The sequence below is a fragment of the Aeromonas rivuli genome (genome assembly GCF_000820045.1).
Lineage (GTDB): Bacteria > Pseudomonadota > Gammaproteobacteria > Enterobacterales > Aeromonadaceae > Aeromonas > Aeromonas rivuli.
The window spans coordinates 97,203-121,422 of sequence record NZ_CDBJ01000016.1; the positions used below are offsets into that span (position 1 = coordinate 97,203).

The following is a 24,220-nucleotide window of genomic DNA, read 5'->3' on the forward strand; positions in this document are numbered from 1 at the left end:
CGCCTTCCTTGACCGGTGCACGCCGGATGGCCCCAATAATGATGAAAGATAGAACGAGACCCGGGGCAGAGGGGCCGACACGGCAGCATCCCGCTGCCGTGATCGAGGGGCACCCTAGAGTGAACGGGCCCGCAACTCGAAGATCAGCTTCTCGGCGGTGCAGGTAAATTGCAGACGCACCTTGAGCTCGACCCCGTCAGCCACCTGGCTCAGCTCGCAGCTCACGTCGGCCGCTTCGCTCACCTGCCTGGCCAGGGTCTCATAGCTGACCAGCTTGGCACGAGCAGCCTGCTCGGTCGGCGCCGCTATCACCAGATCCAGCACATCATCGCCTTCGCCAATGATGGTGCCTATCTCGGCAAAACAGCCGCAGCTGTCACAGGTCTCTTGCACTTTATCTTCTACCGACATGATGACACTCCTACTTCAATAAGATGATTTCAAGCCCGAGGTATCGGGATGTCAGTTGTAACAGACGAGAGGGGGTGACGGGTTGGGCGAAATCAAGAGTGAGCCAAATAAGGCGGCAACACCACCAAAAAAATACGGCGACCCAGGGCCGCCGTATCAAGTTGGTGCTACTCGTCCCCTCAACCGTCACCTCCTGTGACAGCTAGCCTTCGGCCAGAGACGGGACTCAGGATAGGGGGATGGAGATATGAATACAAATGGTATAAATTCATCTTAGAATTGAGGGAGATTCATAACACATGTTTCTGGAACAGCTGGTCCGCACCGATCTCAACCTGCTCATCATCTTGCAAGTGCTGCTGGAGGAGCGCAACGGCAGCCGCGCCGCCCGTCGCCTGCACCTCAGCCAATCCGCCGTCAGCAAGGCCCTTGGCCGGTTGCGGGACGCCTTCGCCGATCCGCTGTTTATCCGATCCGCCTATGGTCTTGAGCCCACGCCGCGCGCCCTGGCCTTGCAGCAACAGTTACAGCCAATACTGCTCAGTCTGGACACCTTGCTGCAACCGCCCGCGTTCGACCCCTCGAGCTCGGAGCGCGAGTTCGTCATCGCCAGCATGGACAGCGCCTTCACCCTGTTTGCACCTCTCTACCTGCGCGAGCTCAAGCGTCGCGCCCCCAGGGTGCGGTTGCGCTACGAGGAGTGGACGGAGCACAGCCTGACCGAGATGGGTCAGGGTCAGGTCGATCTTGCCATCACGGTACGGGAGAACTGCCTCACCTCCGACTTTCGCCAGGACACCCTGCCCGGCACCATCTGCCAGCGGCTGCTCGCCATCGACAACCTCACCTGCCTGGTGCGGCTCGATCACCAGGCCCTGACCGAGCCCGACTGGGATCTGGCCCGCTACCTCACCTATCCCCATGTGCAAACCTATTGCGAGGGACGGGATCGCTGGATGCTGGATCACAAGTTGGCGGGACAGGCGTTGCAACGCCGCATAGAGGCCACGGTGCCCTCCTTCGAAGCGGCCCTGCGCATGAGCATGCACTCGGACATGATAGTGACCCTGTCACGCCTCTATGCCCGCCACGCCACCCAGGTCTACCCCTTGACCCAGCTGCCGCTGCCCATCGCCCTGGACAGCATCTCCCATCTGCTGATCTGGCATCAGAGCCATGAGGCCGACCCTGGCCATCGCTGGCTGCGGGAGACCCTGCTCGAGCTGATCCTCGCCGGGTTGGCGGAGGAAGCGGCCTGAGCGCTGGCGAATAATGAGTAAGCCCCTCTCAGCCCGCCACAAACAAGGAGCCCGGCACTGGGCCGGGCTCCGTCTATCGTCCATGGGGTGGCGTACCCGGGCTTAGCTCACCCTTAGCCCACGACCAGCAAGTAGTGATGCACCCCATCGAGCAACATCTGCACCGCGATCATCACCAGCAGCATGCCCATCAGCCGCTCCACCGCCGTGAGTCCTCGCTCACCCAGCAGCTTGTTGAATACCTCGTAGAACATCAGGATGACGGCGCTCGCCCCCCAGGCCATCAGCAGCGCCAGCGACCAGTCGGTCATGCGACCCGGCGCCTGGTTGGCAAGCAGCAGCAGGGAGGCCAGGATGGATGGCCCCGCAATCATGGGGATCGCCATGGGGACCAGGAAGGGCTCCTCCCCCGCGGCCAGCCCGGTCACCCCGCCGGGGCCCGGGAAGATCATCTTGATGGCGATGAGGAAGAGAATGATGCCCCCCGCGATGCTCACCGCCTCCTGACGCAGATTGAGGAAGCTCAGGATCTGCTGACCGGCAAACAGGAAGCCCATCATGATGGCCAGGGAGAACAGCAGCTCGCGCATCATCACCTTGCGGCGCCGCTTGGGGTCGATATGGCGCAGGATCGAGAGGAACACCGGCAGGTTGCCGAGGGGATCCATGATCAGAAACAGCATGACGGCGGCGGAAAAAGTATCCATAGCGCTTCCAGGGGAACAAGAACGAAGAGAGGGGCGAATATAGCAAAGGGAGGGGGTCTCTGCGAGCCCATGAGCGGGCTCGCAGTCACGCAATCATCGAAGCGGGTTGCTAGCCGTGGCGGCAGATCTTGTCGGCACGGGTCTGAAAACCCTGCTCACTGTCGATGAACTTGCCTCGCTCACGTAGGAAAGCGATGAGACCATCGGCATCCAGGTCGCTCATGCGGCACGTGTGGTAACGGGCATCGACACCAAAGTGACTGGCCATTGCCTGCTTGAGGCTCCCTTCGCTGAACGGCCCCCCCTCGGACAGCATCATCTCCATCACCGCATGACCATGGATAGACTCGGACATCTTTCACCTCCAAATGACCCTCATGAGCATCCATTACAACCTGCCCCAGGCGGGGACTCCTTGATATATGCCAATAAATGCGCAATTAACCGCACGTCAGGCTGGCCCCGATGGTCTCTTTGTCGATAATGTGGCAACCGGATGAGGGGATGGCTACACTGGCGCCCTTTTCGCCACCACGACTGAAAATAAGGACATTGGCGTCATGCTGTTCCATGGACGGGCCTTCAAGCCCTGGCGGATCTGGACCCGCCGCCCCCTCTGGCTGAAGACCTTGATCGGCATGCTGACTGGCATCGCCATCGGTCTGGGCTGGAGTGAGCAAGCACTGCTGCTCAAACCCATAGGCACTCTGTTCGTCAACACCATACAGATGCTGATGGTGCCCCTCATTTTCTGCTCCATCATCGCCGGCCTCACCGGCCTGCTCAAGGGCCAGACCCTCGACCGCGTCGGGATGCGCGCCATCGGCTACTACCTCTGCTCCACCGCCCTGGCCATCTGTATCGGCCTGATGATGGGCTGGCTGCTCGAACCCGGAGTCGGCGCCGATATGGGCCCCTACCAGCGGCCAGCGGCGATCCAGGATCTGACCCTGGCCACGGCGCTGACCCAGCTGGTGCCGCGCAACCCCATCCAGGCCATCGTCGATGGCAAAATACTGCAGGTCATCGTCTTCGCGGTGGCCCTGGCTCTGGCGCTCAATGCCAGCGGTCGCCGTGGTCGTCCGGCCATACGTGCCTTCACCTCCCTGGCCGATGGCATGTTCACCCTGACCCAGATGGTGATGTCCCTCGCCCCTTATGGGGTCTGCGCCCTGATGGCCTGGATGACGGGCAAGTATGGCGGGGCCATCATGCTGCCCCTGTTCAAGGTGATTGGCGCCGTCTACCTCGGCTGCCTGCTGCATGTGCTCGGTGTCTACAGCAGCCTGTTACTGCTGCTGGCACGGCTCAACCCGCTGCACTACTTCAAGAGCATCATCGATGCCCAGGCGGTGGCCTTTACCAGCAGTTCGAGCGAGATCACTCTGCCCATCAGCCAGAGCTGTGCCGAACGCAGGCTGGGGGTGTCGCCCCGCATCGCCGCCAAGGTGCTGCCCATAGGCGCCACCATCAACATGGATGGCACCGCCCTCTATCAGGGGGTCACGGCCCTGTTCGTCGCCCAGGCCTTTGGGGTGGATCTCCACCTGTTCGACTATCTAATCATTATCAGTATCGTCACCCTGGCCAGCATAGGCACCGCCGGCACCCCGGGCACGGGTCTGATGCTGCTGACCCTGACCCTGACTGCGGTGGGCTTGCCTCTGGAAGGGGTGGCGCTGATCGCCGGCATAGATCGCATCCTCGACATGGCCCGTACCACGGTCAACGTCTCGGGCGATCTGCTGGTCTCAGTGTTGATCGGCCGCCGTGAAGATGAGCTGGATCTGGCGATCTACCAGGATCCCAGGGCCGGGGAAGAGAGTGATTTCAGCGCCCGCTGAACCAGGCCCAGCATGCCATCAACAAACAGGGGCCCAATCAAGGGCCCCTGTTTGTTGATGGATGCCTCGTCAGGCATCGTGGGGATCATGGTGGCAACGCCAGCAGATCTCGAAGTTGGCCTCGTTTTCCTCCCCGCACTGGCCACAGAGCCAGCCATTGCCCTGCCGCTGCTGGTAGCGCTCTATCACCCGCCCGGCCCGGCTGCGATCCTGCTCACGTACCAGCAAGGTTACCTGCAGCAAGTCCACCGGCAGCTCACCGATGGCCCCGGCCAGCCCCTCACCGCTGAGCCTGACCGGGATCCCTTCCACTTCCAGCGCCCCCTTGAGGGCATGGGCCTCCAGAGTGTGAGAGGCGCGATACAGATTGAACCAGTTATCCATCTTGCTCCTTCATAACAGCTTGTCGATACCGAATTCTTCCCCGTGTTGCACCATGAAGTCGATGAAGACGCGCAACTTGCGCGGCATCAGCTGACGCTCAGGAAACAGCAGGTAGAGCGAAACTCTGGGTTGGCGCCACTCGGGCAACAGCGACACCAGACTGCCGGCCGCCAGTTCATCCTGACAGAGCATGGCGGGCAGAGAGGCCAGACCGAGCCCCACCTTGGCCGCCTCCCTGGCACAGGTAATATTGTTGACCACGAAGCGGGAGGGCGGATCCACCAGCACCTCCTCCTCCCCACGCTCGAAACTCCAATGGTTGGTGAGAAAGCCGCTGCTGACCTTGATCCGCTCATGGCTCGCCAGATCCTCGGGCCGCAGAATGGCCCTATGACTCGCCAGATAAGCAGGACTGGCACAGAGGATCCGCTCCGTGCCCCACAGCCGGCGAGCCGCCAGGTTGGAGTCTATCATGTCGCCGACCCGCACCACGGCATCCAGCCCCTCGCTGATGGGATCCACCACCCGGTTGGTCAGCTCCAGCTCGACCTTGAGCGCGGGATAAGCCTGCAGAAAGCGGGCAACCATGCGGGCCACCACCATCTGCCCCGTCTCGATGGGCACCGCCAGCTTGAGCACTCCCGTCACCGCCTGCTGGCTGGCACTGAGCATCAGCTCGGCCTGGGCCAGCTCGTTCACCGCCTTGCTGCAGCGCAGGTAATACGCCTCCCCCGCCTCGGTCAGGGTGAGCTGACGGGTAGAACGATAGAGCAGTCGCACCCCGAGTCGCAGCTCCAGCTCGGCGATGCGACGACTGACGGTCGCCTTGGTCATGCCCAGCTCTTGCGCGGCCGCGGTGAAGGAGCCCTTGTCGACAATCCGCACCAGAATAAGGGCTGCGTTCAAGTCCATTGTTGCACCAGTGAAACTGTATTTCTCATGGAACGATACTAATCGAAACAGTGACAGGATGTTAGCCTGTTCACCTTAAGTTCAGGAATAGACCCCATGAGTCAACAAAAGAAGATCCCCCTGCTGGTCGCCATGGTGCTGCTGCTCCTTGGCCTGCTGTTCGCCCTGTATTGGTACGGTTACGCCCGCTACTTCGAGCGCACCGACAACGCCTATCTGCAGAGCGAGATGACGGGCATTGCCACCAAGCTGCCCGGCTACATCAGCGAGGTGCTGGTCACCGACAACCAGACCGTCAAGGCGGGCCAGCTGATTGCCCGCCTCGATGACAGGGAGTACCGCGCCCAGTTAGCCGAGGCCGAGGCCAACGTCGCCCTCAACCGGGCGGATGCCGCCAATCTGGAGGCCAACCTCATCCAGCAGCACAGCGTGATCCGCCAGGCCGAAGCCAAGGTGAACGAATCCAGAGCCGAGGTGGTGCGGGCCCGGCAACAGGTCAGCCGAATTGGTCGGCTCAACACGGCTCACTACAGCTCCCAGGACAATCTGGATGAAGTGCGCGCCAACTTGCAGGTCAGCCAGGCCCAGCAGCAGGATGCCGAAGCCGGGGTACAAGCGGCGCGGGATCGCCTGGCCGTGCTCACCTCAGAGCGCGATCAGAGGCAGGCGCTGATCGATCTCAGCCTGGCTCAGCTCGCCAAGGCCGAGTTGAATCTGAGTTACACCGAGATCAAGGCCCCCGCCGACGGGGTCATCGGCAAGCGCAGTCTGCGCGAGGGGCTCTATGTTCAGTCCGGCATGCAGATAGCCAGCCTGGTGCCCCTGAGCGGAGTCTGGGTCGAAGCCAACTTCAAGGAGACCCAGCTCGCCAACATGGTGCCTGGCCAGAAGGTGGAACTGATCCTTGATGCCTATCCGGACCAGCCGGTCGAGGGGATCATTGACAGCCTCTCCCCGGCCACCGGGGCCAAGTTCGCCCTGCTGCCGCCGGAGAACGCCACCGGCAACTTCACCAAGATAGTGCAGCGGGTGCCGGTCAAGATCCGCATCCCGGCGCCGGGGGCCCTGACCGGCAAGCTGCTGCCCGGTCTCTCCACCGAGGTGATAGTGGATACCCGCAGCACCGGTGACACCGAGTCCCAGCTGGCCGCCCACTGATGGAAGCCGTACCGCGTCGCAACTGGATCGCCGTCATGGGGGGCCTCATTGGCGCCTTCATGGCCATCCTCGATATCCAGATCACCAATGCCTCCCTCAAGGACATTCAGGGGGCCCTCTCGGCCACCCTGAGCGAGAGTTCCTGGATCTCTACCTCCTATCTGGTGGCGGAGATGATCGCCATACCGCTCAGCGGCTGGCTCAGCCGCGGCCTGAGTGTGCGCCGCTATCTGCTGTGGACCACCGGGGCCTTCATCTTCTCCTCCGTGCTCTGCTCGTTCAGCTGGAACCTCACCAGCATGATAGTGTTTCGCGCCATGCAGGGCTTCACCGGCGGCGCCCTCATTCCCATGGCCTTCTCGCTGATCATCAGCCTGCTGCCGCTGCACAAGCGGGCCACCGGCATGGCGCTGTTTGGCCTCTGTGCCACCTTCGCCCCCGCCATAGGCCCGACCCTGGGGGGCTGGCTGACCGAGCAGCTCTCCTGGCACTACATCTTCTACCTCAACGTGCCGCCCGGTTTGCTGGTGATGGCCATGCTGGCCCATGGTCTGGACAGAAAAGCCATCGACTGGACCATCATGCGTCAGGTCGATCTGGTGGGCATCCTCACCATGGCCGTGGGACTCGGCCTGCTGGAAGTGGTGTTGGAAGAGGGCAACAGGGAGGACTGGTTCGGCTCTAGCTTCATCGTCAAGCTCACCCTCATCTCCGTGGTGGCGCTGATCTTCTTCGTGATGAGTCAGCTACTGCGCCGCCACCCTCTGGTCAACCTGCGGCTGCTGCACAACCCGCGCTTCGCCCTGGCCTGCTTCGCCTATCTGGTGCTGGGCATGGCGCTGATGGGATCCATCTATGTGCTGCCGCTCTATATGGCCCAGATCCACAATTACAATGCCCTGGAGATTGGCGAGGTACTGATGTGGATGGGGCTGCCCCAGCTGCTGGTGCTGCCCCTGGTACCCAAGCTAATCCAGAAGATAGACCCGCGCTATCTGGTCAGCTTTGGCTTCCTCATCTTCGGTCTGAGTTGCTTCATGAACGTCAACATGAGTGCCGACTACGCCGGGCCCCAGCTGATCCAGTCCTTGATAGTGCGGGCGCTGGGGCAGCCTTTCGTCATGGTGCCCCTCTCCCTGATCGCCACCGCCAGCCTGACCCAGGATGAGATCCCCTCCTCCTCCACCCTGCTCAACGTGCTGCGCAACCTGGGGGGCGCCTTCGGCATCGCCATCATCGCCACCCTGCTCGACAACGACACCCGTGTGCATGTCAGCCAGATCACCAGCACCCTGGCCGCCAGCAGCATCGAGGGGCAGGCCTATCTGATGAACCTGGCCAGCGCCATGCAGGCCCAGGGCAGCGACCCCGCCATCGCCTATCAGCAGGCCCAGGCCAGACTGGCTGGCACCATAGAGCGGGATGCCGCCATCATGGCCTACAACAAGGTGTTCTATGTGATGGGTATCTTCCTGCTCATCGCCAGCGCCCTCGTCTTGTTCCTCAAATCCCCCGCCCCCAGGGCGAGCGACGCCGAACCCCTGGAGGCGCATTGACGAGAAGAGAGAGCCTGAAGCCTGCGCAAGCGACACACCGCCATCCACTGACCGCGCATTGACGACAGAGGGGCCCTTGGGGCCCCTTCTGCTATGTGCTGTGATAATGCGTGGATGGCTGGCTTAACTCGCCAGGGAGGCGGCAATCAGGAACTGGGCGGCAAAATAGCTGCTCATCACCCAGGCACTGGCATGGGGGAAGGGGCGGCGGAAGCGGTTGAGGGCCAGCAGAGCATCGGAGCAGAGGAACAAGAGTGCGCCGACCAAAGCGGCGGCACTGCCCGCCGTGAGAGAGGCGCGCCAGGCGGCGGCGGCGACCCAGACCAGACCTATCATCATCAGGGTGTAGCAGAGCATGGGCCAGCGCATCGACCCGAGGTGAGGGCGCAGCAAGCCGAAATAGAGCCCGGCCACCAGGATCAGCAGCAAGCCATCCACCAGATTGAGCACCAGTGGCCCCTGAGCCAGCCCGACGATGTAGCAGAGGTGTGCGACAAGAAATGCCGCCAATCCCTGCAAGAAACGATCGACCGGCAACATCAACATGACGTCGCCAAGCAGGGAGAGACAGAGGCCGAGCAGGATCCAGGCGTGGGAGCCATTTTGATCGTCCCCGTGATAACCGAACGCCAGGGCCACGATCAACAGCATGGTCAGCGGCTTGCTCAGGTAGAACTGGCGGGTATCTGTGCCGTAGGCGGCCTTGATATGCCACCAGGCAGACGCGATGATCAACACACTCAACCACATGCCGGATACCTCTTCCCCATGACGATGCTTGCCTGGCGAAGTGAAGACCCAGTGCCGCGCTAGGGTAGCAAATTCCCGCTCTCGGGGGCAGGGGTGAGACACGAATGAGCTGGTTACGCCTAAAGTCTAATTGCCCTCTCCCCTGCCGATCAGGCATAAGGGTGTCTCTGGAGGAACACCATGGAAGAGCCAATGAAAAACTATCTGCCCGCCATCGATATCATGATGTGCCACCTCGGCATCAGCTTCGAGCAAGCCTGTGAGCAGCTCGGCCTGACTCTGACCGAGCAGCAGACCCTGAGCTCAATGCAGAGCCGGGAGCTGCAGGACTGATGTTCCTGCCCTGTCCTGGAGAGCCCAGGAGATAAATGCGACAAGGCGCCTGCGGGCGCCTTGTCTTTTCTGGCAAGTCACTCGGGCCCTCGCTCCCCGCCACGGCCACAGCGCCATGCCCCATAAAAAACGGCGCCGAAGCGCCGTTATCATGATGGGAGTTACTGCCTTGTTCAGGCGGCCTTTTGCCGTCTGCGTTGCAGCATCACTATCAGGCCAAACAGCAGGAAACCTGGCAGCCACATCAGCTCCTTGCGCCAGCCTTCGGTCGGGGCACTGACGGCGACTATCTGCTGATCAAACTGCAGATTGGCATCGGCCGCCGGGCTGCCGAAGGCCACGTTGTCGATCAGCGTCTTGCCGTCCTGCTCATAGAGACTCAGCCCCAGCTTGGCCAGGCGCTCCTCGCCGGTGGCGCCCTGTGGCACCCCTAGCAGCAGGCTGTACTCTCTGTGCTTGCCGACCGCATCTTCCCCGGCGATACGCAGCCGCAGTGTGCTTTCGGCCGCCACGTCACCCAGGGTCTGGGTCAACTGAGCCGGCGGCGTATCACGGTAGGGGTTATGCACCATGTCCATCCAGAAGCCGGGGCGGAACAGGGTAAAGGCAACCAGCAGCAGGGCCAGGCTCTCGTACCAGCGGCTCTTGACCAGGAAGTAACCCTGGGTCGCCGCGGCGAAGATGAGCATGGCGATGGTCGCCACCACGAAGATCAGCACCCCGTGGCTGAAGTCGACATCGATCAGCAGCAGATCCGTGTTGAAGATGAACAGGAAGGGCAGCGCCGCGGTGCGCAGGCTGTAGTAGAAGGCCGTGATCCCGGTCTTGATGGGATCGCCCTTGGAGACGGCCGCCGCCGCGAAGGAGGCCAGCCCCACCGGTGGGGTCACGTCCGCCATGATGCCGAAATAGAACACGAACAGGTGCACAGCGATGAGCGGCACTATCAGGCCGTTCTGCTGCCCCAGCGTCACCACCACGGGCGCCAGCAGGCTGGAGACCACTATGTAGTTGGCGGTGGTCGGTAGCCCCATACCGAGGATCAGGCTGAGCACGGCGGTCAGGATCAGCATCAGCAGCAGGTTGCCCATGGAGAGCACCTCCACCAGGTCCGCCAGTACCAGGCCAACCCCGGTCTGGGAGACGGCACCCACTATGATGCCGGCCGTCGCCGTCGCGATGCCGATGCCAATCATGTTGCGGGCACCGGCGATCAGCCCCTCCCGCAGATCCACGACCCCGTCCCGGACGCTGCCGTAGTCATGCTTGCCATCGGTGCGCAGCCAGTTGAGCAGTGGCCGCTGGGTGAGCAGTATGATCACCAGCATGACGGTGCCCCAGAAGGCGGACAGACCCGGCGAGAGCCGCTCTATCATCAGACACCACACCAGCACCACCACGGGCAGCAGGAAGTGCAGGCCGGAGAGCAGCACGGCGCGGGTCTGGGGCAGTTCGGTCAGGGGTTTGTCCGGATCTTCGGCCGGCAGGGGTTCATTGCTGGCGGCAATCTTGAGCAGACCCACATAGGCCAGTGCCAGCAGCAGACTGACCCCCTCGAGGGCATAGTCACCCAGGGCAGGTTTGAGCCAGCCCAGACCATAGTAGACCGCGAGCGACAAGCCGCTGATCAGGACTGTGCCAAAGGCAAAACCGGTCAGGCGACGCAACCAGGTCTTGGGCTGCTGGCCACCGATAGGCTCCATGCCCAGCTTGAGCGCTTCCAGATGCACGATGTAGAGCAGCGCTATGTAGGAGATGGCTGCCGGCAGGAAGGCGTGCTTGATGATCTCCACATAAGGAATGCCTACGTACTCGACCATGAGGAAGGCCGCGGCCCCCATCACGGGCGGCATGATCTGGCCATTGACCGAGGAAGCGACCTCCACGGCCCCCGCCTTCTCCGCACTGAAGCCGACTCGCTTCATCATGGGGATGGTGAAGGTGCCGGTGGTGACCACGTTGGCGATGGAGGAGCCGGAGATGAGCCCGGTCAGGCCCGAGGCAACCACCGCCGCCTTGGCGGGGCCGCCGCGCAGGTGGCCGAGCATGCTGAAGGCGAGCTGGATGAAATAGTGACCGGCACCGGCTCGCTCGAGCAGGGCACCGAACAACACGAACAGGAACACGAAACTGGTGGAGACACCCAGGGCGATGCCGAATACCCCCTCAGTGGTGATCCACTGGTGGTTGGCCAGGGCGGTGAAGCTGACCCCGCGGTGGGCAAGCAAGCCCGGCATATAGGGACCGGCCAGGCTGTAAATCAGGAAGACCAGCGCAATCACGGCCAGAGCCGGGCCCAGGGCGCGGCGAGCGGCTTCCAGCAAGAGCGGAATGCCGATACAGGCGGTGATCAGATCTGCCGTGGTGAGATTGCCAGGGCGCTGGGCCAGGTCCTGATACATCACAAACAGGTAGGAGGCGGCGCAGGCGGCAATGATGCCAAGCACTATGTCCGCGACCGGCACTCTCTCTCTGGGGGAGCTGCGAAAAGCCGGAAACACCAGATAGGCCAGCAGCAGTGCAAACGTCAGGTGAATGGCGCGAGTCTCGGTGTCATTCAGGACGCCGAAGCCGACCAGAAAAGGCAAGGGGGACGCTATCCAGAGCTGGAACAGCGACCAGGCCAGGGCCAGGGTAGTGATGAGCCAGCCCATGGGACCTATGGGCAGACGAGCCCCTACGTCCTGGGCGATGAGTTCTTCGGTAGAGAGTTGTTTTTCTTGCATAGGGTGTGTTTTTGCCAAGGGTTACAACAAGAGCAACACTCGTCAGCCCGCTGGTAAACCAGGCGCTGACGAGTGTCGATGTACAACTACAGTGACCCGGCAGGGTCCCTAATCACCGCAATTACAGCCAGCCACGCTCTTTGTAATAGCGAACTGCGCCTTCATGCAGCGGAGCAGACAGACCGACCTTGATCATGTCTTTCTCGTTCAGGTCGGCAAAAGCCGGGTGCAGGCGCTTGAAGCGGTCCAGGTTGTCAAACACGGACTTGACCAGCTGGTAGACCACTTCAGGATCGGCCTTGGCACTGGTAGAGAGTACGGCCTTGCCACCGATGGACGGGGTCGGCTTGTCGTTACCCTTGTAGAGACCACCGGGGATCTCGGCCTTGGTGTAGTAGCTCTTCTCGGCCAGCAGCTTGTCGATGTCAGCGCCGGTCACCGGTACCAGTACGGCATCGGTGGTGGTGGTCGCTTCCTGGATGGCACCGTTCGGGTGACCCACGAAGTAGCTCATGGCATCGATGTTGTTGTCGCCAAGGGCAGAGGCCTGCTCGGCGGGTTTCAACTCGGAGACCAGGCTGAAGGCAGACTTGTCCCAGCCCTTGACGGCCATGATCTCTTCCATGGTGTCACGCTGGCCGGAGCCCGGGTTGCCGATGTTGACGCGCTTGCCTTTCAGATCGTCGAAGCTGGCAATCTTGGCGTCACGGCGGGCGAGAATGGTGAACACTTCGCTCTGCAGGGAGAAGACGGCGCGGATGTCATCCATGGCACCTTCGGCCTGGAAGGGGGGCAGACCTTTCATCGCCTTGTACTGGTGATCAGACTGCATGATGCCGAAGTTGAACTCACCGCTGCGAATACCGTTGACGTTAGCGACACCGCCGCCGCTGGCCGGGGCGTTGCACTTGATGTTGTGCTCGGCGGCGCCGCGGTTCAGGAAGCGGCAGATTGACTGGCCCGCCACATAGTAGACGCCGGTCTGGCCGCCGGTGCCTATGGTCACGAAACGCTCTTGCGCTTGCACGGCACCACCGAAAGAGGCAGCAGCCAGCACGGCGGACATGGCGCACGCCAAGGATAATCCTTTCATGTTTTCCATCCTTTTTTTCATTGGGTTTTACATCACCCGACTCCCGGGTGAAATCAAAGGAGCGGCCCTCAGCACCAGGCTGGTCCGTCTCGACCCCGATTAGGAGATGGCGTCTGCCAGGCATGGCAGCACCAAGATTGTCGCAACCCTGCGAATAGACGCCAGCATCCTGCCGACCGAAGACGATTTACCTGTTTTATCAAGCAAATCAAAAATAACGCACTCAGATTTTAACCACACACCGTCAACATAAATCAAACAGGAGTGCAAAAATGGCGCTAGAAATAGCGTAATTTATGACAGAAGTCATCCTATTCTCTCGCTCAGTAGCGAACTTGGGATTCCCATGAGTCATAGAAATTAACAACTGTCGCGGCCCGACCAAATAGGGCCGCGACTGGCTATCCCTTAGCCCGGCTTGACGGTTTCCGGCTGAGACAGTTGCAGCAGGAAGGCAAACTCCAGGGCGATGTCCTCATAGGCTTTGAAACGACCGGATTTTCCACCATGGCCCGCCTCCATGTCGGTATGGAGCAGCAACTCGTTATGATCCGTCTTCATTTCCCGCAGCTTGGCCACCCACTTGGCGGGCTCCCAGTACTGCACCTGGGAGTCGTGCAGACCCGTGGTAACCAGCAGGTTGGGATAGGCCTGCGCCTTGACCTGATCGTAGGGGCTGTAGTCGAGCATGTAGTCGTAGTAGCGCTTCTTGTTGGGGTTGCCCCACTCGTCATACTCCCCGGTGGTGAGCGGGATGGATTCGTCGAGCATGGTGGTCACCACATCGACGAAGGGCACCTGGGCCACCACACCGTGATAGAGCTCGGGCGCCTGATTGATGACGGCCCCCATCAGCAAGCCGCCTGCGCTGCCGCCCATGGCATAGACCTGATCCTTGGCACCATAACCCTGCTCCACCAGCGCCTTGGTGACATCGATGAAGTCGTGGAAGCTGTTCTGTTTGTTGAGCAGCTTGCCATCCTCGTACCACTGGCGGCCCAGCTCCTCACCGCCCCGCACATGGGCGATGGCGTAGACGAAGCCGCGATCCAGCAAAGAGAGCCGCGCCGAGCTGAAATCGGGATCCATGCTGGCGCCATAGGAGCCGTAGCCGTAGACCAGCAAGGGGGCCTTGCCCGCCTTGAACAGATCCGTGCGATAGACCAGGGAGACAGGTACCTTGACGCCGTCCCTGGCCTGCACCCAGAGCCGCTCGCTCTGGTAACGCTCTGCCTTGAAGCCCGCCACCGCCTGCTGCTTGAGCAGGGTGCGTTTTCCGCTCGCCATATCCAGCTCATAGGTGGAGGTCGGCGTGGTCATGGAGCTGTAGCCGTAACGCAGCAGTTCGGTGTCCGGCTCCGGATTGTAAGAGAGGCCGGTGACATAGGCGGGATCGTCGAAGCTGATCTCCTTCTGCTCGCCGCTCTGCCAGTTGATCTGACGCAGTCGGGTCAGCCCCTGACTGCGCTCCTCCACCACCAGCCACTGCTTGAACAGGGCATAACCCTCGAGCAGCACGTCCGCTTGCGGTGCCACCACGGGACGCCAGCGATCGACCGGGCTCTCCTTGGTTTCGTAGAGGCCGAAGTTCTTGCCGTCCTTGTTGGAGCGCACATAGAAGCGGCCCCGGTAATGATCCAGCGTGTATTCATGATCCGGCTGGCGCTTGAGGAAGAGCCGTGGCGCCTGCTGCGGATGCTCGGCATCGATGAGCCAGGCCTCGTCCGTGGTGGTGCTGGACAGAGAGATGACGATAAAATCTTCCGAGGTGGTGGCCCCGATGCTGACATAGAAGGTGTCATCCTTCTCCTCATAGACCAGCTGATCCTTGGCAGGATCCGAGCCCAGGGTGTGGCGGTAAACCTGATAGGGCAGCAGGGTCTGCGGGTGCTTGCGCACATAGAAGAGCGTCTTGTTGTCCGCGGCCCAGACGATGTTGCCCGAGGTGTTGTCCAGCTTGTCGCTGGCCCACTGACCACTGTTCAAATCCAGGAACTGCACCTGATATTGGCGACGGGAGAGATAATCTTCCGCCACCGCCAGCCAGCGATTGTCCTGACTCACTTCCAGGGCCCCCAACTCGTAGAAATCATGGCCCTCGGCGCGCTCATTGCTGTCGAGCAGGGTCACCGTCTCCCCCTTCTCCACTCCCTGACGGGTATAGATGCCGTACTCCTTGCCCGGCTCATAGCGAGTCTGATAGCGATAGCCATTCTTGACATAGGGCACAGAGGCATCCTGCTGGGGAATACGCGCCACCATCTCCTGGTAGAGCTGGGCCCGCAGGGGGGCACTCGGCGCCAGCCGCGCCGCCGTATAGGCATTCTCGGCATTGAGATAGGCCAGCACGGCCGGATCCTTGCGATCGTCATCGCGCAGCCAATAGTAGTTATCGGTGCGGCTCTGCCCGTGCTTCTTGAGGATCTTGGGGTGTTTGGCAGCCAGAGGCGGCTGGGGGGCGGCATCTGTCATCGGCACGTCTTTCATCGGCATGGGGGACTCATCATTGGCATATGAAGCTGTGCCTGCGGCCAGCGCAGACAGCAACAGGAGGCAGCGAGAAAAGCTGAACATGTCGCATCCTTTGCGATTTATTTAAGGGTTAACACGGGGGACTGACGCCCCCTTAATCGGTCATCAATCTGCCCCTTGTGACGCCCGGTTGCAAGAGGCACCCATGAAAAAGGCCGTTCTGTGAAGAGAACGGCCTGATCCAGCTCCTGGGTGAGGCAAGATTCGCTCAGGTGTGCCTCACATGGGGGAAATCCTCACCCAGAGCCATTAGCCCGGGTAGCTGGCCCAGAGTGCGGTCTGACCCGCCTCATCGATGGCCAGCACCTGATAAGGCTGACCCGGGATATCCATGCCGGGGGCACTCTGCGGCATGCCAGGGACAGTCAATCCCCGGATGGCCGGTTTCTGTTCCAGCATGCGCTGCACGTCGGCGGCCGGCACATGACCTTCCACCACATATCCACCCACCAGGGCGGTATGGCAGGAGGCCAGCTGCGGCGTCACCCCATGTTGCTGCTTGAGGGGGGCTAGCTGCTCGGTGTCGACCACCTTGAGCTCGAAACCACTCTCCTGCATGTGCTTGATCCACTGCTCGCAGCAGCCGCAATACTGGGACTTGTAGACCGTCATCTGCTCGGCGGCCAGGGTAGACAGGCTGGTGAGACCCGCCATCAGCGCCAACCACAGGGCTGGGATCTTGTGTGTAGACATAACGACCTCGACTGATGTTATTTCAGCTGAATGGAAACAAAGGACCCCGGCTGGGGTTAACCATCATCAGATTGCGGTGCGAGGTGGGCGTTCGAGTCGCGCCAGCGGCGGCGAAGGCATATAAAGGGAAGGCGCAATGAATTCGGGGTCGGCCGGGCTCAACTCGGCCAGGGTCAGGCTGTCGCTACTGACCAGGCTCATGGCCAGCACGGCGGTGAAGCTGCCGCAGGGCATGGCTTTCTCCAGGCTGCGCTCGGCTTCACTGCAATGGGGCGTCAGGGTACAGAGATCCGCGGCGGCCCGGCTGCCAAACGACATCAACACCAGCAGCAGACCCCAGAGGGGCAGCCAGCGGCGGGCATGATCGAATTGGCGAGGGGTCAGCAGCATGGTGCGGGTCAAGGTACGCTCTGGGAAAACAGGCCCTCATGCTAACCCGCCCCCCTGGGGTAAGGTCAAGGGTGCCGGCGGGGCAACCCTTGATCGGGATCAGCTTGATGGCCGATCCGCTTGCTCGACGAGCAGTGCCTGTCGGTCACTGCGAGGCAGCTGGCCCTTCGCACCACTCAAGGCTGCTGACGGGTGGCGGCCAGCACTATCTCGCGCACGCAGACACCGGCGGGCTGACGCCAGGCATAGAGCACGGCCTCGGCGATCACCTCGGGGGATATGACGCCACCCATGCTCTCCTTCCAGCCGTGATAACCGGCCTTGATGTCTTCATCCGTGGTGTGGCTGAGCAGCTCGGTCTCGACCGCCCCCGGCGCTATGGTCACCAGGCGCACCCCCAAATCGGCCACCTCTTCGCGGATATTTTCGGTCAGGGCATGTACCGCAAACTTGGTGGCGCAATAGGCTGCATGGTTGGGGAAGGTCTTGCGTCCCGCAATCGAACTGATGTTGATGATGGTGCCACTGCGCCGCGCCTTCATCCCGGCCAGCACCGCATGAATGCCATTGAGCACCCCCATCACATTGATGTTGAGCATCTGCTGCCACTCGGCGGGATCCTGGGCATCGGCCTGGCCGAGCAGCATGACACCGGCATTGTTGACCAGACAGCCCACCGGGCCGAAGCGCGCCTCGGCCTGAACGATGGCGGCTTTAAATGCGGCACTGTCCGTCACATCGAGGGAGAGGCAGAGGCAATCGGGTAAATCGAGCGCCACCATGGGCTCGACCCGGCGGGCCAGCAGCAACAAGGGATGACCGGCCGCCGAGAAGGCGCGGGCAATGGCGGCACCTATGCCTGCGGAGGCACCGGTCACGACGACAAGGGAGTTGGACATGGTATTTTCCTTACCTTGATGGAAGAGAGGGGCTGGTCAGCACCGAGTCCAATCACTATAGTCGCGCTATCTATCAGCGATAAATATAGATTTCCGCTGGTTATCATCTGAAATAACTATGGTAATGCCATGTTGGACCTGAGACTGCTGCGGTTTTTCATCGCCATCTATGAGCAGAAGAACATCACCGCCGCCGCCGAACGCTGCCATGTCAGCCAGCCCTCCCTCTCCGCAGGCCTGCGCCAGCTGGAGGAGAGCCTGGGAGACACCTTGTTCCTGCGCGGCAAGAGAGGGGTCGAGGCCCTGCCCCCTGCCCACTATCTCTACCCCCATGCGGTGAAACTGGTTGAAGAGGCGCGCCGCCTGCCCGAGCTGTTTCGCCAGAAGGCGAGCCGGGCCCGCCTCAACCTCGCCGTGATGCCGGATCTGAGCAAACGCCGTCTCGCTACCCTGCTGCAACGGATCCAGCGGCATCTACCCTCCCTGGACCTGACCCTGTCAGACCCTGAGACGCCAGCCGACTGCCGCTTGACCCTGGATGTGCTGCGCCGGGAGGACGAAATCTTCCTGCCGCTCTGGGAAGAGGACTATGTCTTGTGCGTGCCCATCGACCACCCCCTGGCCCTGCGCGAACGAGTCGAGCTCCATGAGCTGCAGGCCCATGACTTCATCGAGTGTCCGCCCTGCGAGGCCCATCAGCAGACCCTGGGGTTACTCGCCTGCGACAGGATCACCCTCAATCTGGTCGCCAAGGCCCAGAGCAAGGGGCTGGTGATGGCCCTGGTACTGGCCGGGGCAGGCATCAGCTTTCTGCCCGATGGCCTGATCGAGGAAGAGCCGGCCCTGCGCGCAGTTCCCCTCGCCGGGCCGCGGATGTTTCGCCGTATCGGGCTCTGTTATCCGGCACGTCAGACCCTGAGCCCGGCCCTGTCCGCATTGATCCCCGAGCTGGCCGCAGGGCCCGCTTCTTGATAAGTTTCCAGCTAACTCCATGCCCCAGGTCATGACCCTATGAAACGCATTCTGGTGATCTTCTCTCACCCCGCCCTGCAGCGCTCCAAGGCCAATCGCGAGCTGCTGCAAGCCATCTCGGATCTGGAGGGCGTGACCATTCACGACCTCTATCAGCACTATCCCGACCTGTTCATCGATGTGAAACAGGAGCAGGCCCTGCTCGCGCAGCACGATATCATCGTCTTCCAGCACCCGCTCTACTGGTACTCCTGCCCCGCCATCATGAAGGAGTGGCTGGATCTGGTACTCGAGTACGGGTATGCCTATGGCCCGGATGGCAACGGTCTGGGGGGCAAGCAGTGGTTGAGCGCCATCACCACCGGAGGGGCTCCAGAGTCCTATTGCCAGGAGGGTTACAACAAGAGCCCGCTGATCGACTTCCTGCGCCCCTTCAGCCAGACGGCCCGGCTGTGCGGCATGCAGTGGCTGCCGCCCTTTGTGCTGCACTCCTTCCACAAACTCAATGATCCCGAGGCGCTGCGCCGCTGCGGCCAGGAATATCGCCAGCTGCTGCTCGCCTTGCGCGATGAACGGCTCAGCCCGACCCAGCTGGACGGGGTCGACTATCTGCGCGATCTGCTGGAGGTTATCTGATGGGACACGGCATTCTGTTTGACGCCTTTATTTACCTCTCGGCGGCGGTGATCGCCGTGCCGCTGGCCAAACGCTGGGGGCTGGGCTCAGTGCTTGGTTACCTGCTGGCGGGCATAGTGATAGGTCCCTTCCTGCTCGGTCTGGTCGGGGAGCGTCAGGATGTGATGCATTTCGCCGAATTCGGGGTAGTCCTGATGCTGTTTCTGGTGGGCCTGGAACTCAAGCCCGCCCTGCTTTGGCAGCTAAAGGGACCCATTCTGGGCACAGGCGGCCTCCAGGTCGCACTGTCAACCGCCGCCCTGACTGGCTTTGCCTGCCTCATAGGACTGCCCTGGCAGCAAGGGGTGGCCATTGGGCTCATCCTGGCACTCTCCTCCACCGCCATCGTCCTGCAGAGCCTGCAGGAGCGCAAACAGATGCAGAGCGAGAGCGGTCGTTCCGCCTTCGCCGTGCTCCTGTTCCAGGATATCGCCGTCATCCCCATACTGGCGCTGCTGCCCCTGCTCGCCATGGCGCCCGTGGCCCAGAGTGATCAGAGTGAGCTGGCAGGCTGGCAACACGGCCTGCTGGTCGCCGCCGCCATCGCGGGCATCATTTTCGGTGGCCGCTACCTGATGCGCCCTGTGTTTCGGGCCATTGCCCAGTCGCACATGCGGGAGATCTTCGTCGCCGCCGCCCTGTTGCTGGTCATCGGTATCGCCGTGCTGATGGAGTCGGTTGGTCTCTCCCCCGCCCTCGGTTCCTTCCTCGCGGGAGTGGTGCTGGCGGATAGCGAGTATCGCCACGAATTGGAGGCGGATATCGATCCCTTCAAAGGATTGCTGCTCGGGCTCTTCTTCATGTCGGTGGGCGCCGGTATCAACTTCGGGCTCTTCGCCGAGCACCCGGTGCTGATCCCGACCCTGGTGATAGGTCTGATGACACTCAAGTGGCTGGTGTTGATGGCGATTGGCCTGGTGCTACGGGTATCCCCCAGCCAACGCTGGACCTTCTCCCTCGCACTGGCTCAGGGAGGGGAGTTCGCCTTTGTGCTGTTCTCTTTCGCCAGCCAGAACCGGGTCTTGCCGGAACCCATGATAGGCCTGCTGACGCTGGTGGTAGCGCTCTCCATGGCACTCACCCCGCTGCTGCTGATCCTCAACGACAAGGTGATCCAGCCCTGGTTCGATTATCGCAGCCAGCCGGAACGCCCTGAACATGAACAGCCCCAGGCCCTGGACAATCCGGTGATCATTGCCGGTTTTGGCCGCTTCGGTCAGATAGTGGGCCGTCTGCTGCATGGACATGGCATAGGCACCACCATCCTGGAGCAGGATGCCAGCCAGATAGAGACGCTGCGCAAGTTTGGCTATCAGGTGTTCTATGGCGACGCCAGCCGCATCGATCTGCTCCATGCCGCCGGGGCGCACAAGGCCAAGCTGCTGGTGCTCTCCATCAATGACCCCGTCACCTCGCTGACCGTCATCGAGATGGTGAAGAAACACTTCCCGCACCTTAAGATACTGGCGCGCGCCCAGGACAGACCCCATGCCCACAACATATTGCGCCTGGGTGTCGATGGCGTGTTTCGTGAGACCCTGGGGTCGGCGGTGGATCTTGGGGTGGAAGCCCTCACTAACCTGGGATTTCGTGCCAATCAGGCCTGGCGTGCCGGCCAGATGTTCAAGCGCCATGACAACTGGCTGCTGCGCGAACAGATAAATTATCTGGATGACGAACACACCTATATCAACAAGAGCCTGCAATACAGGGACATACTCTCGGATCTGTTGCGAGACGATCAGCAGGGTCAGGAGCATGTCCATGCCCATAACTGGGATAGCGGCCTCCCCAACCAAGACAAGGAAGCAAAATGATTGCCTATTATCCCCTGCTCAAACACCTGCACATGACCCTCGCCATCGTCAGCATACTGCTGTTCATCTATCGCTGGGCCCTCGCCATCAACGAGAGCCCTCGTCTGCAACAGCGCTGGCTCAAGATAGTGCCTCATCTCAACGACACCCTGTTGCTGCTGGCCGGCATCATGCTGGCCGTCACCCTGCAGATGAGCCCGGGTTCCCAACCTTGGTTGCTGGCCAAGCTGATTGCGCTGGTGGTCTATATTGGCCTCGGCGTGATGGCACTCAAGCGCCCCGACCGCAAACAGAAGGTGATCGCGGGCATCGCCGCCCTGTTGGTGTTCAACTACATCATCGGGGTCGCCGTCAGCAAGTCGCCCTGGGCCTGGTTCGCCTGACAATAGGGGAGGCATCGGCCTCCCCCTTTTCTTTGACAGTACCCGCCTAACCAGATTTTCCGCGCCTTTGCTCCCCCATAGTTGAGATCTCAACGCCCGGTTTACCCTCATGCCCTCAAGTACGGCCGGTGAATGACCCAGTCTCTCCCCTCACCACCAACTAATTTTGAAGTAATAACAGCAACTTAAATTCAACTAACCATTAATAATCAACAGCTTAACTAGAGCTGTATGAAAATGGCGACACTTGTCGCAGCAAAACTTGCGACATAGACTGTCGCAACCACTGACTAGGATAGACTCAACGCTAATCCAGTGAAGGCAAGCACCATGAGCAAGAAGCTGTTACGACAACTGACCTTGGCGCGTTGCATCCCGCACCGCCCTTACAAACTGACCGCCAGCCAACTGCAAGTTAAGTTGGAAGAAGAAGGCATACATGTCAGTCTGCGGACCGTGCAACGGGACCTGGAAGAGATGTCTGGCATGGGGTTGTTTGACTTGACCTCTGATGAGCGCAGCAAGCCTCACGGCTGGTGTTTCGAGCGCCATGGCCTCAACGACTTTGCCAATATCATGCCGCTCTCCCTCGCCGTCGCCCTCAAAACCTGGAGCGACCAGGCCAGCCAGCTGCTGCCGGCGAGCGTCCTGACGGAATTGAACCCGCTGATCGACAAGGCCAGCCAGGTTATCCGCGACAGTCAGAGTGAACTGGCCGAACGCTGGCTCGAGAGCGTGCATCAGTCACCGCGTCCATTCGCCGGTAACCCGGAAATTCGCCGCAGCACCCTGATCCGCGATGCCCTCTGGCGAGGCCGCAAGTTCAGCGCCGAGATCCAGCGTGTCATCAAAGAGCGCACCGTGTGGCTCTGCTATGACCGTATCAATCCGCTCGGTATCTTGAACCAGGCCGATGGCCCTACCCTGCTCTGTACCTTGTCCGAGCTTGACCCCAAGGTGTATGGCATACCGTTCGACCACATCAAAGATGTGGAGCTGACCAACTTCAGCGCGACTCAGCCCAAGGACTTCAACGTTCAAAAACTGATCCGCGAGCAGTCTTACCAGGACGTCAGCGGTCCCATCCGCTTCGTTGGCCGCATAGATGCCAACAGCGCCACCCTGACGGATGGCCAGATCCCGGGCCACAACCCACGCATGACTCGCTATGACAAACGCAGCGTGGTGGTTGAGACCGAAGTGCAGGACACCCCGGAGTTCCGCAACTGGCTCAATAACATGGAAGGCAATCTGGAAGTCTTGGCACCGGAATCCCTTCGCAAGGCCTACCCCACCAGTCGGGCCAACTGATAATAGAAAGCCGGGCCTAGCCCGGCTTTTTCAGGCATAAATAACAGAGAAGGTGGAATAACAAGCAGAAAGCTTCAAAAAAATTTGATTACAGCTAGTGAATATTAAGTTCCTCTTGAAACCAAAAACACCCTTCTATCTGCTTGTGAGAGATCGTCCATACCCCCTGTAAGAGCCCGCTGTTTCGTATCGTAGGTCAGGCCACTTCCAGCACTACTCGCTTTCAGGTGGAACAAATTAACTTCATGATTTATATGTGAAAAAACACAATAAAGACGCTGTGTAAAATCGTTTTCCAGATTTAACTCTCTCACCCCCCTCTTGTAGCCTCATCTCTATCCCTTATTATCTATCTCACAAGGACGGCGCGGGCATCTACAGGATGCATGCCCACAAGAATAAAGGACTAACCACAGGACACCTCAGGATGAGGTTGGATGACCAGAAGGTTATCCGCCAGGACGGCCAGGAACACCACAGGATGTGGTTATGGACACCTCCAGGATGGAGAAGCATAACCCGGATGGTTATTAGTCTGGACGACCCAGGATCACCACATGATGTGGTTAGGACGAGCTTCAGGATGAAGACGAGATAATCAGGATGATTGTCTGTCAGGATGACGCAGGAACACCACGGGATGTGGTAATGGACACCTCCAGGATGGAGACAGTGCAGCAATCAGGATGGATTGCTGGGTCAGGATGACATATGGACACCCCAACGGATTGGGAAGGGGAAATCCAACGGATTTGGATACAGTCAGGGAATGCAGGGAGCATTTGCAGTTCAAGGACTGGACGACACGACTTAAGGGGACGGCTCAGCCGTCCCCTTTTCTTATTCTCGCGCTTCATAGCCTCTATCCCCTGACATACCCCCACATGCATCGTTCCCTGCAGGGTGGAACGCCTCATGGTTCTACACAGTTGGCCCACTTGAGGCATCCAGGAGAGCATGAGAATCCAATCGCGCTGAACACACCATCGCTCAACTCGTCATGCATAAAGCAGTCAATGCACCTGGTTAGCACCTGTTGCTTCTTACGAACCCTCTCTTAGGTCCAAGACGCAATCAGCGCAAGATCCTGACAAGCCTGGCTGACTCGCTTGCGGATCCACATCAATTCCCAAGCATTGGGCATTGGGCATTGGGCATTGGGCAACATAGAGAGTACAAAGACCAAAACGCAATTGCGCTGGATGATCGCAGCGATCAATTCGCCATGAGTTAATTTTCCTCCGCAAGCACGATCTCAATCACCCCCCCTAGACACCTAGCAGCCCGACAGGCCTCAGCGATGAAGTCCCCCTACTCAAATGCCAGGTACTACACCTGCAGTGCGGCTTAAAAACGCACAAAAGCAAAAAGGCCTTCCCGATTGGGAAGGCCTTCTCTATTTATTGGCGGAGCGG

Annotated in this window: 22 protein-coding genes; 10 read left to right on the forward strand and 12 right to left on the reverse strand. The window is 60.6% G+C overall.

The genetic code is table 11. The annotated features are described in order from the left end of the window. Positions 1-114 precede the first annotated feature (114 nt). Positions 115-411 carry a YfcZ/YiiS family protein gene (locus BN1130_RS02450; protein ID WP_042040071.1) on the reverse strand — a complete coding sequence of 99 codons (297 nt, stop codon included), beginning with the start codon at positions 409-411 and terminating at the stop codon, positions 115-117. Positions 412-710: 299 nt separating this feature from the next. Between BN1130_RS02450 and BN1130_RS02455 the strand changes: the two genes are divergently transcribed. Then, complete coding sequence (locus BN1130_RS02455) at positions 711-1,670, forward strand: LysR family transcriptional regulator (RefSeq protein ID WP_042040072.1); 960 nt, start codon at positions 711-713, stop codon at positions 1,668-1,670. Between the two features lie 113 nt (positions 1,671-1,783). Here BN1130_RS02455 and BN1130_RS02460 read toward each other — a convergent pair whose 3' ends face one another. Both BN1130_RS02460 and BN1130_RS02465 read right to left on the reverse strand, forming a co-directional pair. Further along, entirely contained in the window at positions 1,784-2,377 is a 594-nt protein-coding gene (locus BN1130_RS02460) for a YhgN family NAAT transporter (RefSeq protein WP_042040073.1), read from the reverse strand. A 109-nt stretch (positions 2,378-2,486) separates the two neighbouring features. Further along, positions 2,487-2,732 carry a YecH family metal-binding protein gene (locus BN1130_RS02465; protein WP_042040074.1) on the reverse strand — a complete coding sequence of 82 codons (246 nt, stop codon included), beginning with the start codon at positions 2,730-2,732 and terminating at the stop codon, positions 2,487-2,489. A 205-nt stretch (positions 2,733-2,937) separates the two neighbouring features. Here BN1130_RS02465 and BN1130_RS02470 point away from each other — a divergent pair, with 205 nt between their 5' ends. Further along, positions 2,938-4,221 carry a dicarboxylate/amino acid:cation symporter gene (locus tag BN1130_RS02470; protein WP_042040076.1) on the forward strand — a complete coding sequence of 428 codons (1,284 nt, stop codon included), beginning with the start codon at positions 2,938-2,940 and terminating at the stop codon, positions 4,219-4,221. A gap of 69 nt (positions 4,222-4,290) precedes the next feature. Here BN1130_RS02470 and BN1130_RS02475 read toward each other — a convergent pair whose 3' ends face one another. After that, positions 4,291-4,605: a putative signal transducing protein gene (locus BN1130_RS02475; RefSeq protein WP_042040077.1), complete on the reverse strand. Its 315-nt coding sequence runs from the start codon at positions 4,603-4,605 to the stop codon at positions 4,291-4,293. Positions 4,606-4,614: 9 nt separating this feature from the next. Beyond that, positions 4,615-5,517 (reverse strand): LysR family transcriptional regulator, encoded by a 903-nt coding sequence (locus tag BN1130_RS02480; protein ID WP_042040079.1) that lies wholly within the window; start codon positions 5,515-5,517, stop codon positions 4,615-4,617. Positions 5,518-5,613: 96 nt separating this feature from the next. Here BN1130_RS02480 and BN1130_RS02485 point away from each other — a divergent pair, with 96 nt between their 5' ends. Together BN1130_RS02485 and BN1130_RS02490 are read left to right on the forward strand one after the other, a co-directional pair. Continuing rightward, complete coding sequence (locus tag BN1130_RS02485) at positions 5,614-6,675, forward strand: HlyD family secretion protein (protein WP_042040080.1); 1,062 nt, start codon at positions 5,614-5,616, stop codon at positions 6,673-6,675. Next, on the forward strand, positions 6,675-8,231 hold the full coding sequence (locus BN1130_RS02490; RefSeq protein WP_042040081.1) for a DHA2 family efflux MFS transporter permease subunit: 1,557 nt from the start codon (positions 6,675-6,677) through the stop codon (positions 8,229-8,231). Before BN1130_RS02485 ends, BN1130_RS02490 begins: the two co-directional genes overlap by 1 nt. 123 nt (positions 8,232-8,354) lie before the next feature. Here the strand turns inward: BN1130_RS02490 and BN1130_RS02495 are convergent, their stop codons facing one another. Continuing rightward, positions 8,355-8,981, reverse strand: a complete 627-nt coding sequence (locus tag BN1130_RS02495) for a lysoplasmalogenase (RefSeq protein ID WP_042040083.1) — start codon at positions 8,979-8,981, stop codon at positions 8,355-8,357. 192 nt (positions 8,982-9,173) lie between these two features. Here BN1130_RS02495 and BN1130_RS22065 point away from each other — a divergent pair, with 192 nt between their 5' ends. Next, entirely contained in the window at positions 9,174-9,314 is a 141-nt protein-coding gene (locus tag BN1130_RS22065) for a hypothetical protein (protein ID WP_198135217.1), read from the forward strand. A 173-nt stretch (positions 9,315-9,487) separates the two neighbouring features. On the opposite strand, the gene BN1130_RS02500 is transcribed toward BN1130_RS22065, so the two are convergent. The 6 genes from BN1130_RS02500 to BN1130_RS02525 form a co-directional block, all read right to left on the reverse strand. Beyond that, positions 9,488-12,040 (reverse strand): TRAP transporter permease, encoded by a 2,553-nt coding sequence (locus BN1130_RS02500; protein WP_042040086.1) that lies wholly within the window; start codon positions 12,038-12,040, stop codon positions 9,488-9,490. Between the two features lie 121 nt (positions 12,041-12,161). After that, positions 12,162-13,133, reverse strand: coding sequence for a TAXI family TRAP transporter solute-binding subunit (locus BN1130_RS02505; RefSeq protein ID WP_042040087.1), 972 nt, complete (start codon positions 13,131-13,133; stop codon positions 12,162-12,164). A 408-nt stretch (positions 13,134-13,541) separates the two neighbouring features. Beyond that, positions 13,542-15,707 (reverse strand): S9 family peptidase, encoded by a 2,166-nt coding sequence (locus tag BN1130_RS02510; protein WP_042040088.1) that lies wholly within the window; start codon positions 15,705-15,707, stop codon positions 13,542-13,544. Between the two features lie 207 nt (positions 15,708-15,914). Beyond that, the gene (locus BN1130_RS02515; protein WP_042040089.1) at positions 15,915-16,358 is read right to left on the reverse strand and encodes a DUF411 domain-containing protein; all 444 of its coding nucleotides are present in this window, start codon (positions 16,356-16,358) and stop codon (positions 15,915-15,917) included. Positions 16,359-16,424: 66 nt separating this feature from the next. Then, positions 16,425-16,748: a hypothetical protein gene (locus tag BN1130_RS02520; RefSeq protein ID WP_042040107.1), complete on the reverse strand. Its 324-nt coding sequence runs from the start codon at positions 16,746-16,748 to the stop codon at positions 16,425-16,427. Between the two features lie 176 nt (positions 16,749-16,924). Beyond that, positions 16,925-17,647, reverse strand: coding sequence for an SDR family oxidoreductase (locus BN1130_RS02525; RefSeq protein ID WP_042040092.1), 723 nt, complete (start codon positions 17,645-17,647; stop codon positions 16,925-16,927). A 129-nt stretch (positions 17,648-17,776) separates the two neighbouring features. Between BN1130_RS02525 and BN1130_RS02530 the strand changes: the two genes are divergently transcribed. The 5 genes from BN1130_RS02530 (at position 17,777) to BN1130_RS02550 (ending at position 22,805) form a co-directional block, all read left to right on the forward strand. After that, positions 17,777-18,619, forward strand: coding sequence for a LysR family transcriptional regulator (locus BN1130_RS02530; protein WP_042040094.1), 843 nt, complete (start codon positions 17,777-17,779; stop codon positions 18,617-18,619). A 39-nt stretch (positions 18,620-18,658) separates the two neighbouring features. Beyond that, a complete protein-coding gene (kefF, locus tag BN1130_RS02535) occupies positions 18,659-19,255 on the forward strand; it encodes a glutathione-regulated potassium-efflux system oxidoreductase KefF (protein WP_042040095.1) in 597 nt (198 codons plus the stop codon). Beyond that, positions 19,255-21,111 carry a monovalent cation:proton antiporter-2 (CPA2) family protein gene (locus tag BN1130_RS02540; RefSeq protein WP_042040097.1) on the forward strand — a complete coding sequence of 619 codons (1,857 nt, stop codon included), beginning with the start codon at positions 19,255-19,257 and terminating at the stop codon, positions 21,109-21,111. Before kefF ends, BN1130_RS02540 begins: the two co-directional genes overlap by 1 nt. After that, positions 21,108-21,494: a SirB2 family protein gene (locus tag BN1130_RS02545; RefSeq protein ID WP_042040099.1), complete on the forward strand. Its 387-nt coding sequence runs from the start codon at positions 21,108-21,110 to the stop codon at positions 21,492-21,494. Before BN1130_RS02540 ends, BN1130_RS02545 begins: the two co-directional genes overlap by 4 nt. A gap of 330 nt (positions 21,495-21,824) precedes the next feature. Next, the gene (locus BN1130_RS02550) at positions 21,825-22,805 is read left to right on the forward strand and encodes a helix-turn-helix transcriptional regulator (RefSeq protein WP_042040100.1); all 981 of its coding nucleotides are present in this window, start codon (positions 21,825-21,827) and stop codon (positions 22,803-22,805) included. Positions 22,806-24,220 lie beyond the last annotated feature (1,415 nt).